The sequence below is a fragment of the Streptomyces sp. NBC_00344 genome, from assembly GCF_036088315.1.
Taxonomy (GTDB): domain Bacteria; phylum Actinomycetota; class Actinomycetes; order Streptomycetales; family Streptomycetaceae; genus Streptomyces.
This window is the reverse complement of record NZ_CP107996.1, coordinates 6,709,346-6,725,610: the sequence shown is the minus strand read 5'-3', so window position 1 is coordinate 6,725,610 and position 16,265 is coordinate 6,709,346. Positions and strand designations below refer to the sequence as shown.

At 69.1% G+C, this 16,265-nt stretch carries 14 protein-coding genes; 6 read left to right on the top strand and 8 right to left on the bottom strand.

Annotated features, from left to right (window positions below; all coding sequences use genetic code 11):
* Positions 1-31 precede the first annotated feature (31 nt).
* The 3 genes from OHS16_RS30385 to OHS16_RS30375 form a co-directional block, all read right to left on the bottom strand.
* Positions 32-1,381, bottom strand: coding sequence for an MFS transporter (locus tag OHS16_RS30385; protein WP_328540451.1), 1,350 nt, complete (start codon positions 1,379-1,381; stop codon positions 32-34).
* Between the two features lie 474 nt (positions 1,382-1,855).
* The gene (locus OHS16_RS30380; protein ID WP_328540450.1) at positions 1,856-2,311 is read right to left on the bottom strand and encodes a PaaI family thioesterase; all 456 of its coding nucleotides are present in this window, start codon (positions 2,309-2,311) and stop codon (positions 1,856-1,858) included.
* 230 nt (positions 2,312-2,541) lie between these two features.
* Entirely contained in the window at positions 2,542-3,504 is a 963-nt protein-coding gene (locus tag OHS16_RS30375) for an RNA polymerase sigma-70 factor (protein ID WP_328540449.1), read from the bottom strand.
* 159 nt (positions 3,505-3,663) lie between these two features.
* On the opposite strand from OHS16_RS30375, the gene OHS16_RS30370 reads away from it, so the two are divergent.
* The 3 genes from OHS16_RS30370 to OHS16_RS30360 all read left to right on the top strand — a co-directional run bounded on the left by OHS16_RS30370 (position 3,664) and on the right by OHS16_RS30360 (position 8,316).
* The gene (locus tag OHS16_RS30370; protein WP_328540448.1) at positions 3,664-4,149 is read left to right on the top strand and encodes a carboxymuconolactone decarboxylase family protein; all 486 of its coding nucleotides are present in this window, start codon (positions 3,664-3,666) and stop codon (positions 4,147-4,149) included.
* Between the two features lie 853 nt (positions 4,150-5,002).
* The gene (locus OHS16_RS30365) at positions 5,003-7,318 is read left to right on the top strand and encodes a ricin-type beta-trefoil lectin domain protein (protein WP_328540447.1); all 2,316 of its coding nucleotides are present in this window, start codon (positions 5,003-5,005) and stop codon (positions 7,316-7,318) included.
* A 128-nt stretch (positions 7,319-7,446) separates the two neighbouring features.
* The gene (locus OHS16_RS30360) at positions 7,447-8,316 is read left to right on the top strand and encodes a class I SAM-dependent methyltransferase (RefSeq protein ID WP_328540446.1); all 870 of its coding nucleotides are present in this window, start codon (positions 7,447-7,449) and stop codon (positions 8,314-8,316) included.
* A 310-nt stretch (positions 8,317-8,626) separates the two neighbouring features.
* Here OHS16_RS30360 and OHS16_RS30355 read toward each other — a convergent pair whose 3' ends face one another.
* The 3 genes from OHS16_RS30355 to OHS16_RS30345 all read right to left on the bottom strand — a co-directional run bounded on the left by OHS16_RS30355 (position 8,627) and on the right by OHS16_RS30345 (position 11,732).
* Positions 8,627-9,403, bottom strand: coding sequence for an isocitrate lyase/PEP mutase family protein (locus OHS16_RS30355; RefSeq protein WP_328540445.1), 777 nt, complete (start codon positions 9,401-9,403; stop codon positions 8,627-8,629).
* Positions 9,404-9,576: 173 nt separating this feature from the next.
* Entirely contained in the window at positions 9,577-11,001 is a 1,425-nt protein-coding gene (locus OHS16_RS30350) for a sensor histidine kinase (RefSeq protein ID WP_328540444.1), read from the bottom strand.
* Positions 10,998-11,732, bottom strand: a complete 735-nt coding sequence (locus tag OHS16_RS30345; protein WP_328540443.1) for a response regulator transcription factor — start codon at positions 11,730-11,732, stop codon at positions 10,998-11,000. The genes OHS16_RS30350 and OHS16_RS30345 overlap by 4 nt, the downstream gene beginning before the upstream one ends.
* A gap of 170 nt (positions 11,733-11,902) precedes the next feature.
* Between OHS16_RS30345 and OHS16_RS30340 the strand changes: the two genes are divergently transcribed.
* From OHS16_RS30340 to OHS16_RS30330, 3 genes are read left to right on the top strand one after another with little or no spacing between them, the layout of a single operon-like run.
* A complete protein-coding gene (locus OHS16_RS30340; protein WP_328540442.1) occupies positions 11,903-13,267 on the top strand; it encodes a ferredoxin reductase family protein in 1,365 nt (454 codons plus the stop codon).
* Between the two features lie 11 nt (positions 13,268-13,278).
* Positions 13,279-13,722 (top strand): FMN-binding protein, encoded by a 444-nt coding sequence (locus tag OHS16_RS30335; RefSeq protein ID WP_328540441.1) that lies wholly within the window; start codon positions 13,279-13,281, stop codon positions 13,720-13,722.
* Entirely contained in the window at positions 13,715-14,482 is a 768-nt protein-coding gene (locus tag OHS16_RS30330; RefSeq protein ID WP_328540440.1) for an FAD:protein FMN transferase, read from the top strand. Before OHS16_RS30335 ends, OHS16_RS30330 begins: the two co-directional genes overlap by 8 nt.
* Before the next feature lie 368 nt (positions 14,483-14,850).
* Here the strand turns inward: OHS16_RS30330 and OHS16_RS30325 are convergent, their stop codons facing one another.
* Both OHS16_RS30325 and OHS16_RS30320 read right to left on the bottom strand, forming a co-directional pair.
* The gene (locus OHS16_RS30325) at positions 14,851-15,816 is read right to left on the bottom strand and encodes a M56 family metallopeptidase (protein ID WP_328540439.1); all 966 of its coding nucleotides are present in this window, start codon (positions 15,814-15,816) and stop codon (positions 14,851-14,853) included.
* Between the two features lie 2 nt (positions 15,817-15,818).
* Positions 15,819-16,202, bottom strand: coding sequence for a BlaI/MecI/CopY family transcriptional regulator (locus OHS16_RS30320; RefSeq protein WP_328540438.1), 384 nt, complete (start codon positions 16,200-16,202; stop codon positions 15,819-15,821).
* Between the last annotated feature and the right edge of the window lie 63 nt (positions 16,203-16,265).

Here is a 16,265-nt window from a genome sequence, read left to right as displayed (position 1 = left end):
TTCGTACAGCGCCGCAGCCCGCCGAAGTCGGTCACTCAGGATGCGTGCGCTCAGCCGCACCGGATGATCGAGCAGTGGCTTTCCCGTGGCTCCCGGTCTCCGCTGACGATGCGGTAGTCGTACCCGGCACCCCGGGCTCAGGCGGGGGCGCCCCTTCGTCGGCTGCCGGCGGATCGGTACGGAAGGGCACTTCGGCTCCCGTCACACTTCGCCACGGTGTGACCAGAGCGCCGATCACTACGCAGCAACCGAGCAACCCGGTAGCGCCGACGAATCCCGAGGCCGGACCAGTTCGGTCGACCAGGACACCACCGGCAGCCGCACCCAGAGCCGCACCCAGGTTGTAGGCGGTGTTGACCCACGCGCCGGCTTCGGTGCGAGAACCCTCGGGAACCAGTACCTCGACGAGCTGGTAGACCGTGATCAGGAGGACGTCGGCGCAAGCGCCGGCCAGCACCAGGGCCACCCCGGTGGCCGGCACGGCGTAGACCAGCGCGGGAGCCGCGTAACAGAGGGCAGAGACAGCGACCAGCACGAGCGGTCGGCGTGCGAGAGCGCCGCGCCAGCGGTATCGGCCGTACACCAGACCGCCCATGACGCCGCCGATCGAGAACGACGTCGTCAGCGCCCCCGCCGCCACCGTGCCCCAGGCGGCAACGATCGCGATCTCGATGAGGGACAGCGCCGCCGCGGTTCCCAGCACAGGCAGCAGCAGAGGAAGGAACCCCACAGCGCCCAAAGGACTTCGGGTGCGAACGGCCGCGGTCAGGCGCACCCCAGCGGGGGTCCCCCGCAGGGTCGCAGCCAGCAGGCCGAAGCCGACCAGCGTCAGTGCCGCACACGCCTCAACCACCGCAGGGGCACTGGAGGCTGAGACCAGGAAGCCGCCGAGGACGGGGCCGAGCGCGAAGACGGTGGACTCGGCCGCCGTGTCCAGGCTCAGCGCGCACTGCCGCTGCATCTCGTCCTCGACCAGTCTCCCCCACAGGCTGCGCATCAGTGGCCCTACAGGGGGCGGGAACACGCCCGTCAGTACCGCGAGGCAGATGATGAGTGGGGCAGGCAGGTGGAAGGCGCAGACAATGCCCAGTGCGCACAGGAGCAGCGTGTAGCTGACGGCCAGGAGCACCAGCGCGGCATGATGCCGCTCGACCAGTCGGGCCCTGGCGGGCCCGAGCAAGGCGGTGACCAGCCCGAACAGGCCGGTTGCGGTGCCGGCTACGACGTAGGAGCCGGTGCCTTCCCGCAATGAGAGCAGCAGCGGGAGGCCCAGCAGGCTGTAGCAGAGCCGCGCGAGCATGGCGGCGGTGAACAGACTTCGGGCATGGGGAAGCGCGAGGACAGCGCCATAGGAAGCGCTGCCCCTGGCGGGGCTTGTCATGGGAGGTCTCCGAAGTGAGCGCGCCGGGACCGGGCCATGGCTGGCCGGGGCACGCGTGGACACGGCAGATCGGCGTGCCGCCCCACCAGCGACTCCTCGTCACGAGGATGAAGTGGGAGCGGGCGGATGACCTGTCAGTGCGGATCGGAAATGTACATGGGCAGCAGCATATCCGCCCCTGCCACGCGTGAACCAGGGTTTCGACGGCGGTGACTTCGTGCCGCAGGAGGCCCGTCAGCGATCCGCCGCACAGGCTCACCCCTGCTCAAGTCCGGCGGAGGAACGACAACCAGACGCGTCACGAGCATTGAGCCGGATTCAACACAGCTCCAGGGTGGATCGGGAAGAGACTGAAACCAGCCGGGCCGGCTTCATAACCGTGAAGGCCCTCCACGAGCAGGGCCGGTACCAGTGTGTCCGGTTACCACGCCACATCGGTGAACTGGTCCTGGACCGGCGGCAACGGCTGCGAGCTCACTGCTCGGGCTTGATCACTTGGATCAGTGTCTGCTGCCCGTTGGCCACGAGCTTCCGCCGGCCGTCCTGAACGCCGAACACCTCCAACTGGCACACGGTCAGCGTGCGTCCGTACTTCAGGACCGTTCCGACCGCCTCCATGTGGTCGCCCACGGCCGGAGCGAGCAGGTTGATCTTGTACTCGACGGTGAGCACGTCGGTGTTCTCGGGAAACAGCGTGAAGGCCGCGTAGCCGCCGGCGCTGTCCGCGATGGCGCTGGTGGCGCCGGCATGGAAGTAGCCGTGCTGCTGCGTCACTTCGGGGCGGCTCGGGAGCACGATGTGCACCCGTCCCGGCGCGATGTGGGTCAGCCGTGCACCGAGGTGGCTCATCAGCCCCTGGCGGTCGAAGCTTGTCCGGATGCGCTTGTGCACTTCCGGGCTGGCCTGTTCCTGCTGTGTCTGCTCTTCCATGTGCACTCCTTCGATGGACAGCACGGTCTGTCCCTGGTGGGGGCGGGCTCGTCAGCGGCCAGACGTCCCGGCCGCGGCAAACCACCGATGACGATCATCATGGCACCGACGGGAGCCACCCTGGCCTCCGGCGTCATGAAGACCGGCAGCCTCTCGAAGGTGGTGTGCGTGATGCCCGTCGACCGCGGAGCGATCCGCCAGGCCCGTCGAGGACGGGTGGACTCGGTGACTCAGCGGCGCAGGACGGTCTCTCGCTCCATGTACGACAGCTTGTCGGGATTGCGGACGGCGTAGAGCCCGGTGATGAGGCCGCCGTCGATGCGCACCGCCATGACGGTGTCGATCTCGCCGTCGAGCCGGAGAACCAGCGCCGGGTAGCCGTTGACCTGTGCCGGCTCCAGCGACGCCGCGGTGGGGATCCGCCCCAGCACGTCGGATACCCTGCCGGCCCCCACGACAGGCACCAGCGCTGCCCGCACCACTCCGCCGCCGTCGCCCAGCAGAACGACGTCCGGCGAAAGGATGTCGAGAAGGGGCTGCATCTCGCCTGTCCTGATCGCTCGTTGGAACGCCTCGAGCGCGTCTCGGGTCTTCGCTGCGGAAACCGTCCCGCGCGGACGGCGCGCGGCGACGTGTGCACGTGCCCGGTGGGCGATCTGGCGGACCGCCGCCGGGCTCTTGTCGACAGCTTCGGCGATCTCTGAGTACTCCAGCTCGAAGACCTCGCGCAGCACGAACACCGCCCGCTCGGTGGGCGTGAGTGTCTCCAGCACCAGCAACATCGCCATCGAGACGCTGTCGGCAAGCTCCACGTCCTCAGCCACATCCGGCGCGGTCAGCAGCGGCTCAGGCAGCCAGGGGCCGACGTAGGACTCCTTGCGCCGGGCCAGCGAACGCAGCCGGTCCAGCGCCTGGCGAGTGGTGATCCGGACCAGGAACGCACGCTGATTGTGCACCGTGCCAAGGTCGACGCCCACCCACCGCAGCCAGGTCTCCTGCAGGACGTCCTCCGCGTCGGCGGCCGAGCCGAGCATCTCGTAGGCGATGGTGAACAGCAGGTTGCGGTGGGCTACGAACACCTCGGTGGCGGAGTCGATGGAACCGCTGCGAGTGAGCGGCGCATCTGTGCCCGTTGTCCGCTCGGTGCCCTCGCTCAGGGCGGGATCCTGCCTGTTTGCTCTTGATCGTGCCATACACACAAGACGCCGGTCCCCGCTGATCTGTGACACCCATGACCGTTGCGCAGGTCACATCGGTTCAGCGTCACAGGGATCGGATCGCCGGCGTCTCGTGGTTGTCAGACGCCGCAAACGATCCGCGCGGCGCGCCCGTCCACGAGTGAGGACAACGTCATGGAACCCCGTCTCAACCTGATGACCAACGAGATCGGCGCCAAGATCGGCAAGCGGTTCGCCAACGTCAGCCTGGCGATTCAGCAATCGCCGCTGCCCAAGGACACCCAGGAGCTGGTGATGCTGCGCGCCAGCCAGATCAACGGATGCGGTTTCTGCGTCGACTACCACACCAAGGAGGCGGCGGCCGCCGGCGAAACCGCGGTCCGGCTCCATCTGGTCGCCGCCTGGCGCGAGTCCACCGTGTTCACCGAGGCCGAGCGAGCCGCGCTGGCGCTCGCCGAGGACGGCACCCGCATCGCCGACGCCCAGCACGGCGTGGCCGAGGAGACCTGGGACCAGGTACGCAAGTACTACGACGACGACCAGATCGCCGCGCTGGTCTATCTGGTCGCCATGATCAACGCGGCCAATCGGCTGGGTGTGATCGTGCGCAACCAGGGGGGTTCATACGAGCCCGGCATGTTCGCGGGCCTGACAAGCTGAGCAGCTGCGGAACGTCGCCGGCGGGTGCAGCGGCCCGCGGCGATGGCCTCCGATCGCGCCGATTGCGTCCGCGTACCGAATCAGCATCCGCCGGTTTCCTGTTCGGCCGGAATTCAGGGCGCCTTCACTGGATATCAGGCCCGGCTACCCGTCGGCTGCAGCCGCCGAACAGGCGTCCTGAGCCGTCATGTCAGTCGGATGCCGCTCGGTGCTCGCGAGGACTCCGCACCCCGGCAGCGCCTGCTGGCGGGGTGCGGGGAACGCAGCGCTGCGTTCCCCGTCGGCGTCCTGACTCGCCTGACGTTGTCCATCGAACCGTACCGGTGCGCCGCGCAGTTGGACGGAATCCCGGCTTCGGGGTGCCGCACATCGGAGACCTGACGGCACACCCGGGCGACCCATATCACCGGACCATTGACGCGGCCATGACGGCTGGTTAGTTTCGGAGAGCGTTCTCCGGCATCGTCGATGCACCCCACCGCATCCGGCCAGAGCCTTCGGGAGGCTCATGGGCTGCACCACGTCCGATCCATGATGACAACGTTGCCAAACGCGATGGTGCGCACAGCGCAACCCCCACCCTCGACCGCTGCGACCTCGGCGAGAGTCCGGCATGCCGACCACAGTCGCCAAAAGACGGCTTCCCTCTCCCGGCGCGGCCGGACAGCCGACGACGCCGCGCGCTTCCACCGTTGACTTGTTCACTTCTGTCTTTTTGTCGGGAGTATTGACTCGGAAACGAACACGACACCACACTGTGCGCGATTCTCCCAGTGAAAGGATGTCAGTTGTGAGACACCTAAGGAGACTTGCCCCCTTATGGGTGCTGACGCTCCTCGCTGCGGTACTGGCGGTGAGTGCCGTTCCCGCGCAGGCCGCGACGACGTCCATCAGTGTCGACGGCGGCCAGAGCGGCCGGACCTTCGACGGAATAGGCGCGATCAGTGGTGGCGGCGGCAACTCCCGTCTGCTGACGGACTATCCGGCCACCGAGCAGTCCCAGATCCTGGACTACATGTTCAAGCCCGGCTACGGAGCCAACCTCCAGCTGCTCAAGCTTGAGATCGGCGGCGACGCCAACTCCACCGACGGCTCAGAGCCCTCGATCGAGCACAGCAAGGGCACCATCAACTGCGACGCCGGCTACGAATTCTGGCTGGCCGAGCAGGCCAAGGCCCGTAACCCCAACATTGGTCTCTACGGCCTGGCCTGGGCCGCACCCGGCTGGATCAACGGCGGATTCTGGTCCACCGACACGATCAATTACCTGATCTCCTGGCTGGACTGCGCCAAGCAGCACAACCTGAACATCACGTATCTCGGTGGCTGGAACGAACGCGGGCACGACGCCGACTGGTTCGTGCAGCTGCGCTCCGCGCTCAACTCGCACGGTTACAACGGCGTTCAGCTCGTCGCCGACGACAGCGGCTGGGGCGTGGCCGACGACATGGCCAAGAACACCGCCTTCAACAACGCCGTGTCCATCATCGGCGCGCACTACTCGTGCGAGGGCGGGGACGGCGGCAACGCCCACACCTGCTCGAGCACAACGGCGGCAAAGGAGAACGGCAAGCCCCTGTGGGACAGCGAGAACGGCTCGCAGGACATGAACACCGGGGCTCCCGCGCTGATCCGTGCCATCACCCGTGGTTACATCGATGCCAGGATGACCAGTTACTTCAACTGGCCATTGATCGCCGCGATCTACCCCAACCTGCCCTACGACACCGTCGGTCTCGCCACCGCCGCCTCCCCGTGGTCGGGCAAGTACCAGATCGGGGCGAGTACCTGGGCCACCGCACAGGTCACCCAGTTCACCCAGCCCGGCTGGAAGTTCATCGATTCAGCGTCGGGCTACATCGGTGGCTCGGAGTCGAACGGCACCTACGTGACCCTGAAGTCGACCAACAACTCGGACTACTCCACCATTCTGGAGACCACGACCGCCTACGCGTCGCAGACCGTGAACTTCTCGGTCAAGGGTGGTCTGTCCACCGGCGCCGTCCATGTGTGGGCGACCAACGTGAACTCGCCCAGCAACGGCTCGTCCTTCATCCACACCCAGGACATCACGCCGAGCAACGGCTCGTACACAATGACGATGCAGCCCGGTTACGTCTACACCGTCAGCACTGTCGCCGGCCAGGGCAAGGGCACCGCAACACCGCCTGCCGCTCACGCGCTGCCCCTCCCCTACTCCGACAACTTTGACAACGTTGCCATCGGCGCGGAGGCGAAGTACCTCTCCGACATGCAGGGCTCCTTCGAGGTCCAGCCGTGCGCCGGCCGCTCCGGCAAGTGCGTGCAGCAGATGGCTCCGGTCAAGCCGATCGAGTGGCAGGACGACTCCGACTCGTACTCGCTGATCGGGGACCCCACCTGGTCCAACTACACCGTCAGCTCCGACGTCTACCTGCGTGGTGCGGGAACGACCGAACTGCTCGGCCGGGCCAACACCCAACTGCGCCCGCAGTCGCACATGAACGCGTACTACCTGCGCGTCCGCGACACCGGCCAGTGGTGGATCGAGAAGATGTACGCCGACGGCAGTAACCACACCTTGGCGACCGGGACGACGACGGCCCTCGGTACCGGCCAGTGGCACAATCTGTCATTCACCTTCCAGGGTGCACAGATCAGCGCCAAGCTGGACGGCAAGCAGTTCGGTTCGGTGAACGACTCCTCGTTCCAGACCGGCCAGGCCGGCCTCGGCATTCAGGGCTATCGCACTGATCAGTTCGACAATCTTTCCATCACCCCGGGCTCCGGTGCCGGGGGCGGTACCGTGACCGGCCCGATCACCTCCGGCCTGAACAGTGCGAAGTGCCTGGACGACTACACCGCGTCGACCACCCCGGGTGCCCTCGTAGACCTCTGGGACTGCAACGGCAGCTCGGCCCAGCAATGGACCGTGGCCAACGGAGCTGTGCAGAGTGGCGGCCTGTGCCTGGACGTGGTCGGCGGCGGCACCGCCAACGGCTCGCTCGTGAACCTGTGGACCTGCAACGGTGCCGGGAACCAGCAGTGGACGGTCAGCAACGGCACGCTCGTCAACCCCGCGAGCGGACGCTGTCTGGACGTCACCGGCTTCAACTCGACCAACGGCACCCAACTCGATATCTGGGACTGCAACAACGGATCCAACCAGAAATGGAACCTGCCCACGTGATCGCGGGCCGAAGTTCAGGGACGTCGCCGCGCCCAGGACCGCGCCCGACAGCAGCCGCCGCGTCGTCTCGGGCACCGCCGGCCGCAGGTGCCACCAGCCGGCTGCACCATGCAGGTTAGGCTGCCTGTATGACTGAAGCGCAGGGACGGGTGACGCCGTCCGGGGTATGGGCGACGGCTGTGGGCGTGGCGCGGGTGAGGGCGATGGAGACGGCACGGGAGGACCCGCTGTTCCGGGATCCACTGGCGCTCGCGTTCGCCACCGCTGGGGGAGTCGGCCCGGGTACGCCGCAGCCCGAGCGCGGCAACGAAGCCGAACGGCGGCGCCGGCTCGGGGTGGTCACCTCGATCATCATCAGGACGAAGTTCCTGGACGACCTGCTGGACCGGGCCACCGAGGCCGGTATCCGGCAGGTCGTCCTGCTCGGTGCCGGAATGGACAGCAGGGCCTTCCGGATGGACTGGCCCGCGGCCACCAGGCTGTTCGAGGTCGACACCGCCGAGCCACTGGACTTCAAGGCATCGGTGCTGCGCCAGGAGGGCGCTGTACCCGGCTGCGAGCGGACCACCGTCGCGGTGGACCTCCGCGAGGACTGGCCGGGCGCGCTGGCCGCCGCCGGGCACGACCCGGCACTGCCGACGGTGTGGATCGCCGAGGGACTGCTGATCTACCTGCCCGAGGACGCGGTGGAACTGCTGCTCGACCGGGTCGGCGGGCTGTCCGCGACGGGCAGCCGGATGGGCCTGACCCTGGGTTCGCCCGGTGTGCTCGCACGCTTCGCCGGCGACGCCGCACCGGGCTCGGCGGCCTCCATGTGGGTCTGGGAGATGCCCGAGGACCCGGTGGGCTGGCTCTCCCGCCTCGGCTGGGACGCGGAGGCCTTCACCCTGCGCGACCGCGCCGCCGCCTACGGCCGCCCGATCACCACCCCGCCCCAGCGGGACGAGGGACCGGGCGGGCTGATCTCGGCGGTACGCCCGCCAGGACCTGTCGGATAACTGATCTTGTGGCTGAGTAGAGGTGAAGTGACAGGAGCGGCGCGAGAGCGCTGCGATGTGACGGAAATCCACAGGGCTGTTCCGGTGTCGTCGGCGCTGAAGACCGGCTGCCCCTGCTGCCATGCCTCGGCATGGATTGTGTAGGGGGCCAAGGCCTGCTTGCAGGGCTGCTGCCATTGAGCAGGCACGGCCTGAAGGAAGGCGCAGCTCAGCGCCGAGCGAAGGCCCACGCCAGGGCGCCTTCGACGTGTCTTTCAACTCCCCTGCATCCGCGGATGACTCAGGCAGGCGAGATGAATCACCGGCGGTGTCACTCACGGATGGCTTCGGTGAAGCGCAGCAGCCGCTGCTGCATCTCGGCATAGGGGGTCGCGGGCGGCGGGGTCCGGCCGTCGCGGACGGCCGAAGCCACATGGACAGCGGCGTCGATAGCGGCGCGGTACGGGAGGGAGCCGGTGCTCACCCTCCGTACCCCGAGCGTGCCGAGATCCGTGAGGGTCAACGCGGGGTGGGCCAGGATGTTGACGGGGGCGTCGATGCCCGCGGTCAGGGCCTGGAGGTCGGCGGGATCGGTTGCGCCGGGGACGAAGATGCCGTCGGCGCCCGCGGCCACGTAGGCGCGGGCCCGCTCGAGTGTCGCAACCACGGTGGCCTGCTGGCCCAACCAGTACGTGTCGACCCGGGCATTGACGAAGAGCCCAGGGACGCGGTGCTTGATGGCCGATACCTTCGCGGCGTGCAGTTCGGGGGCGATGAGCTTTTCGTCGGAGCTGTCCTCGATGTTGATGCCGTCGATGCCCAGACTTTCCGCGTAGGCCGCGACCCGGTGGGGGTCATCTCCGTAGCCGTCCTCGATGTCGGCGGAGATGTACACGGGCAGGGGCGCGAGCTGCCGTGCGAGGGCAAGAGTGGCGGCCTTGGACGCGCGGCCGCCGTCGGGGCTGCCGTCTGCTGCGGCAACACCGAAGCTGGTGGTGCCGACAGCGGGAAATCCCGCCTCGGCAAACGCGAGCGCCGAGGCGACGTCCCAGGCATTGGGGAGCAGCAGAGGCGGCCCCGCGCGGTGGTGGAGTTCGCGGAATGTCATGGATGCTCCGTCTCTCATGGTCGGTTCGGTCAGGTGCGACGATGGCCGGAGTTGCCGGCCCGGCCTTGCCTGACGGCTCTGCGGCCAGGACGACCAAGTGGGCTTATGGGCACCTTCAAAGCCTACGTATGCCGGGCGGCGATCCATCGGTGCTCAGGCCGGGCCGGACGGTGTCAGTTGGGAAGCACGAGGCGGAAGACGGTGTGGCCGGGGGTACTGGTGACGGCGGCGGTTCCGCCGTGGGCGGTGATGACGGCGTGGACGATGGCGAGGCCCAGACCGGTGCTCCCGGTGCTGCGGGAGCGGGCGTGGTCGGCACGCACGAAGCGGCCGAACACTTCGGGCCTGACCTCTTCGGGGATGCCCGGACCGTCGTCGCTCACCTGCACGGAGGTGCGGGTCTCATCGGTGGTGAGGGTGACGGTCACGTTGGTGCCGGGCGGGGTGTGGGTACGGGCGTTGGCGAGGAGGTTGCCTACGGCCTGTTGGAGCCGGTGGGCGTCGCCGGTAACGGTGACGGGTTCTTCGGGGAGGTCGAGGAGCCAGTGGTGGCCGGGACCTGCGGCGCGTGCGTCGTCTGCCGCGTTCAGGATCAGCAGGGTCAGGTCGACCGGCTCGTGTTCGAGGGGGCGTCCGGCGTCCAGGCGGGCGAGAAGGAGCAGGTCGTCGACAAGACGGGTCATGCGCTGTGACTCGCCGTTGATGCGTTCCAGGGCGTGGCGGACTTCGGCGGGGACGGGTCCGTGGTGGCGCAGGGCGAGTTCGGCGTGGCCGCGGATGTTGGCGACGGGGGTGCGCAGTTCGTGGCTGGCGTCGGCGGCGAAGTGCCGGAGGCGTTCCTCACTGGCCTGGCGGCGTACGAGGGCGTCTTCGACATGGCCGAGCATGTGATTGAGGGCGGTGCCGACATGGCCGACCTCGGTGCGGGGGTCGGTGTCGGGGATGGGCCCGGGCATGGCGACCTCGCCGCTGGCGAGCGGAAGCCCGGCGACCTCGGCCGCGCGGGCGGTGACCTTCTGGAGGGGGCGCAGGGAGATCCGTACCCACAGGGCCCCGGCGATACCGGTGGCCACGAGTGCGGCACCGAACAGTACGGCTTCGACCGCTTCGAGGCGGTGGACGGTCTCTTCCACCGGGTGCAGGGGCAGGCCCGTGATCAGAGTGTCCTGATCGTCACCCCGGACTGCCGTGACGCGGTAGGCCCCCAGGCTGGAGAGGCGGATGCTGTGCCCGTTTCCGTTCACGGGGATCCCTGCCAGAGCGCGGCGATCCCCTGGCGTGAGAGTAAGGGAGCGGTCGGTGGCTTCGTCGACGACCGCGGCGTGGGTGACGGTGCCTTTCAGCAGGCGAGCGCCGAAAGTGGATTCGGCCTGACCCCGGGTGTCAGGGCGATTGTCGGCGTCGGGCTTGGCCTCGTGTTCCAGGCTGGCGGCAAACCGGCCGCCGGACGCGGAGAGCTGTTCGTCGAGGCGCCCCATCAGGAAACCGCGCAGGGCAAGGGCGGTGGTGATACCGACGGCGAGGCAGGCGAGGGCGAGCAGGGAGACGAGTCCTGCGGTGAGCTGGGCGCGCAGGGTGCGGGGTGCGGGACGTCTCATGGAGCGTCCGGCTTGAGTACGTAGCCGACGCCACGCACGGTGTGGATCATCGGGGGGTGTCCTGCGTCGATCTTCTTGCGCAGATAACTGATGTAGAGCTCGACGATGTGGGCGCGCCCACCGAAGTCGTAGGCCCAGACGCGGTCGAGGATCTGGTCCTTGGACACCACTCGACGCGGGTTGCGCATCAGGAAGCGCAGGAGTTCGAACTCGGTCCGGGACAGCTCCACGGATGCGCCGCCCCGCCTGACCTCCCTGGCTTCCTCATCCATGGTGAGATCCCCGACGGTGAGCCGGCTCGTGCCCGGATCCGCGGTCATGCCCGCCCGCCGGAGCAGCCCCCGCAGCCGCGCCAGGACTTCCTCCAGGCTGTAGGGCTTTGTGACGTAGTCGTCACCGCCTGCGGTGATGCCGGCGATGCGGTCCTCGACGGCATCACGGGCGGTCAGGAACAGCACGCACACGCAGGGTGCCTCGCGTCTGAGGGCCCGCAGGATCTGCAGGCCGTTCAGGTCGGGCAGCATCCAGTCCAGGACCACCGCGTCGGGGTGGAAGTCACGGGCTGTCGCGAGTGCGGTCGCGCCGTCCGCCGCGGTGCGGACCTGCCAGCCCTCGCTGGTCATCACTCCGGCCAGGACATCGGTGACGTCGGGTTCGTCGTCGACGACGAGGATCCGTACGGGTTCTCCGTCGGGGTGGTGCAGAAGCGATGTCGTGCGTGGATCGTCCATGGTCGCTCCAGCATCCCTCGTGGCGGGTGGGCGACGGGTGCGCCGTTGCTCTGAGTTTCCTATGAATTGGCGCTGAGGCGGGTGCTCGGGGCCGTTTCAGAGGGTTCACAGAGGTTGGGCTGTGAGTCTGGCCGCCCATCGCCGGAACGAGCCCCATCTGCAGGAGCCCCATGACCCACACGTTTCCCACCACCGGATATGCGAGCCGCGGGGTACGCCATCGACGCCCGCGCCGCAGCGGAGTGCCGTTCCTGGCGCAGCTGGTGATCTGGGCCGGTGCCGCCGGAGTGCTGGCCCTGTGGTGGAGCGACACGGCATCGGTGGTCGGCCCGGCGGGCTGGCTGACCGGCGCGGGGCGCATCACCGGGCTGCTGGCCGGCTACGCCTGCGCGGTTCTCCTCGCTCTGATGGCCCGTGTTCCGCTCCTGGACCACACCATCGGCACCGACAGGCTTGCCCGCTGGCATGCGCTGGGCGGCCGCTGCACCATTTCTCTGGCCCTCGCCCACACCCTGCTGATCATCTGGGGTTACTCGCTGGCCTCCCACGCGAACGTGGTGAGTCAGACCTCCATGCTTGTCCTGCGCTACCCCGACCTGCTCAAGGGCACGGCCGGCTTCCTGCTGTTCCTGGCCACCGGGATAGTCTCTGCCCACGCGGCCCGCCGCCGAATGAGTTACGAGACCTGGCACTACCTGCACTTCGCCACCTACCTGGCCGTCTTCCTCACCTTCGGCCACCAGCTCTCCAACGGCGCCGACTTCGTCGGCAACCGTCTCGCCCAGGTGGCCTGGTACGCCTTGTTCCTCGGTGTCTCGGCGCTGGTCGCCTGGTATCGGTTCGCCGTCCCCGTCCGGCGTGGACTGCGCCACCGCGTGCGGGTGGCCGCGGTCCACCCCGAAGCACCGGACGTGGTCTCCGTCCACCTCACCGGCGAGCATCTCGACGAACTGGGGGGCGAGCCGGGGCAGTTCCTGCGCTGGCGGTTCATGGCCCGCGGCCTGTGGTGGACCGCCACCCCCTACTCCCTCTCCGCTCCCGCACTCCCCGGCCGCCTGCGCATCACGGTCAAGGCCACGGGCGGGCACAGTGCCGCACTCGCCCACCTGGCGCCGGGCACCCGCGTGTGGGCCGAGGGACCCTACGGCGCCTTCACGGCGGACCGCCGCACCGCTCCCAAGGCCCTGCTGCTGGCCGGCGGTGTCGGTGTCACCCCGTTGCGTGCGCTCTTCGAGACACTGCCGGGCGAGGTGACCCTCGTCTACCGGGCGCGCCGGGCCGACGACTTCGCCCTGCGCGGTGAGCTCGACGCTATTGCCGCCCGCCGCAGGGCCACTGTGCACTACGTCGTCGACGAACCGACCGGGTTCTCCTCGCCCCTCACCGCGCGGGGCCTGAGCGTTCTGGTGCCGGATCTCGCCGCGCACGATGTCTACTTGTGCGGTCCTACCGGTATGGCCCGGACCGCGATCCAGGCCCTGCGCGAGGCCGGCGTCCCGGCGCGGCGCATCCACCACGAGTCCTTCGCGTTCTGAGGAGAACCGTCATGCGTCGAGCCGTACTCGCGACCACCGGGATCAGCGCCCTCGTCGTTGCGCTGCTCGCCCTCAAACCCCACCAGTTCCCCGCCCTTGCGGGAGTCGCCCCGCGGTCTCCGACCGCCTCCTCGTCCCCGCACAACTCTGTGGGTGCCACGTCTGGTTCCTCCACGGGGACGGGCACGTTCACCGGAGATCCCGTCGACACCCGGTACGGAGCAGTGCAGGTCGCCGCCACCCTCTCCGAAGGAAAGATCACCGCGATCAAGGTCCTCCGGGCCCCGGACCAGAACGGCCGCGACCAGGAGATCGACTCCTACGCCCTGCCCCGCCTCACCCAGGAAGCGATCGGCGCCCAGAGCGCGCACATCGACGCCGTCTCCGGCGCCAGCTACACCAGCCAGGGCTACATGCAGTCCCTGCAGAGTGCCCTGGACCAGGCCCATGCCTGACACCGCACCCGGACTGCGCCACGTCGAGCACGTCATGGGCACCGTTTTCTCCTTCGACGTCCGCGACAGGCCGACCACCGCCATCCACCGCGCCCTCGCCGAGGCCGTACGGCAACTTCACCGGGTCGACGCCGTGTTCTCGACCTACCGGCCCGACAGCCACATCAGCCGCCTAGACCGTGGAGAGATCCGGCTGGACGACTGCCCACCCGAAGTCCACGACGTCCTGTCCCTCTGTGCCCGGGCCACCCACGACAGTGACGGCTGGTTCAGCATCATTCCCGCAGGAACCCTCGACCCCTCCGGGCTCGTCAAGGGCTGGGCCACCGAGGCCGCATCCCAACTCCTCTACGACGCAGGCGCGCACCACAGCTGTGTCAACGGCGGCGGCGACCTCCGACTCCGCGGCCGGGCAGCCCCCGGCACCCCGTGGCGCATCGGCATCGCCCACCCGCTGCAACCCGGCAAACTGGCCACCGTCCTGACCCCCCACAGCGACCTGGCCGTCGCCACATCGGGCACCGCCGAACGCGGTGCCCACATTCTCGACCCGCACCACGGCACACCCGCCACCACGTTCGTCTCCCTCACCCTCATCGGCCCCCGCCTGACGCTGACCGACGCCTATGCCACCGCCGCGTTCGCCCAGGGCGACGGCGCACAGGACTGGGTAGAGACGCTGGACGGCTACGAAGCCCTCGCTGTCCTGCCGGACGGCCGGGAATGGCGCACATCGGGATTCCGTAGATACGGATCGTGAGACGGGACGTCCTCCCAGCCTGCGGCCCGGTCCATACCGCCGACCGGCCATCTTCGCACTGCCGGCGGCGATGAGCCCCGTGACCCGTCTGCCACGGCCCGTGACGAAGAGTGTGCGAGCTCCCGGATACGCGTCTCCCGTCTGCTGACCCGCATTCCGGCGCGCCTGGGCACCGGGGATGCACGTCGAGGACTGACCACCACACATCCGGTGCGGTGCCGCGCGGCGGCCCGGTGTCCCGTACCCGGATACGCAGGTGCTTGCCGTGCAGGGTCACTGCCAGCCGGGGTCCGGGTACCGGACCCGGCATGCTTGAGGGCGTTGGTGAGCACCTCTTGCGTGATGCGATGGACCGGTACCCCCGGCTTTCAGGAACGCGGCGTCAGGTCTGTGCGATGCAGGGCCTCATGTGCGGGCCCGGTGCTGTGGGCCGGCGCAGCAGCGTCGAACAGGCCGTCCATGTAGTGGCCTGCGATTGCCAGGCTGGCGCAGCAGGCCATCATCAGCGCGGCGAACGCCAGGGCCAGATGGCGGCGCAGCGGCGCGGGCGGGGCGAGCAGGGCTCTCACCCGCTGCGGGACCGGGCCACCAGTGGCGGCCATCGCCGCGGCGGGCACGCTGCGGGTGGCAAGGGCCGCACGGGCGACCGCGCGGGCCACCAGCCGACGGTCGGCGACGACGGCGCCGGCCTCCTCGTCCGCCCAGCGTTCGAGAGCGAACGCACCCGCCCCGTCCACCCGGCGCAGCAGCGGGTTGACCGCAGCGCTGAGCTGCAGCACCAGCAGGAAGACGTGGTGGCGATGGCGCAGATGGGCGCGCTCATGGGCCAGCAGTGCGCGGCGCTCGTCGGCGGAGAGCGCACGAAGCATGCCGGACGACACCACCACCCGACCGGGGGCGCCGGGCAGCGCGAAGGCGGTCGGCACGGGGTCGTCGAGGACCATGAGGTCTCCGGCCACCGGCAGGTCCCGGCACTCGCGCCAGGTCTCGACCATCATCCGCACCCGGCGCCAGGACGCCACCGCCAGCGCGCCCACGCAGACCAGCACGGCCAGCGCGCACACGGCGGCCACCGGCCGGTCGACCGGGGTGTCGGCGGCCAGGACGTGAGGCGACCACCGCCCCTCCTCCGCTACCTCGGGAATCTGGCCGACCAGGGTGAAACCGACCATGGCCAAGACCGTCACCCAGGCGCCGGCGGCGATCACGGCGGCCGCGGTGAGCAGCCAGGCGGCGGTCCGGGGCGGCAGCCTGCGGCCCGCAGCGGGGGCGGTCAGCGCGAGGGCCGCGCTGACCATCAAGGGCAGCCAGAGACCGAACCCACTGATCCACACGTCTAGTCCTCCCGGTGCCCGCGCAGCAACTGCTCGAGCAGCTTCTCGTCCTCGGCGGGCAGTTCGGAGACGAACCGGGCGAGTACCGCAGCCCGGTCACCGCCGTGCTCCAGCAGGTTGCGCATGCCCGCCGCCGCGTGTCCGGCCTCGTCGCGCACCGGCGAGTAGAGGTACCCACGACCTGCGCGCTTCCGGGTGACCAGCCCCTTGTCGTAGAGGCGGAACAGGATCGTCAGCACTGTGGTGTACGCGGGCCTTCCTGCCACCTGCTCGCGCACCGTTCCTGCACCCACTGCTTCCCCGGCCGACCAGAGAGCCGCCAGCACCTCGCTCTCCAGTTCCCCGGGCGCCCGGCGCCCGGGTGTTCTGCCGTCCTGTCCGCTCACGCTCCCCCCATCCCCTTCGTCGTCCGTGGGCCATCGGTTCGACTCGGCCTCGTATTTCCGGAT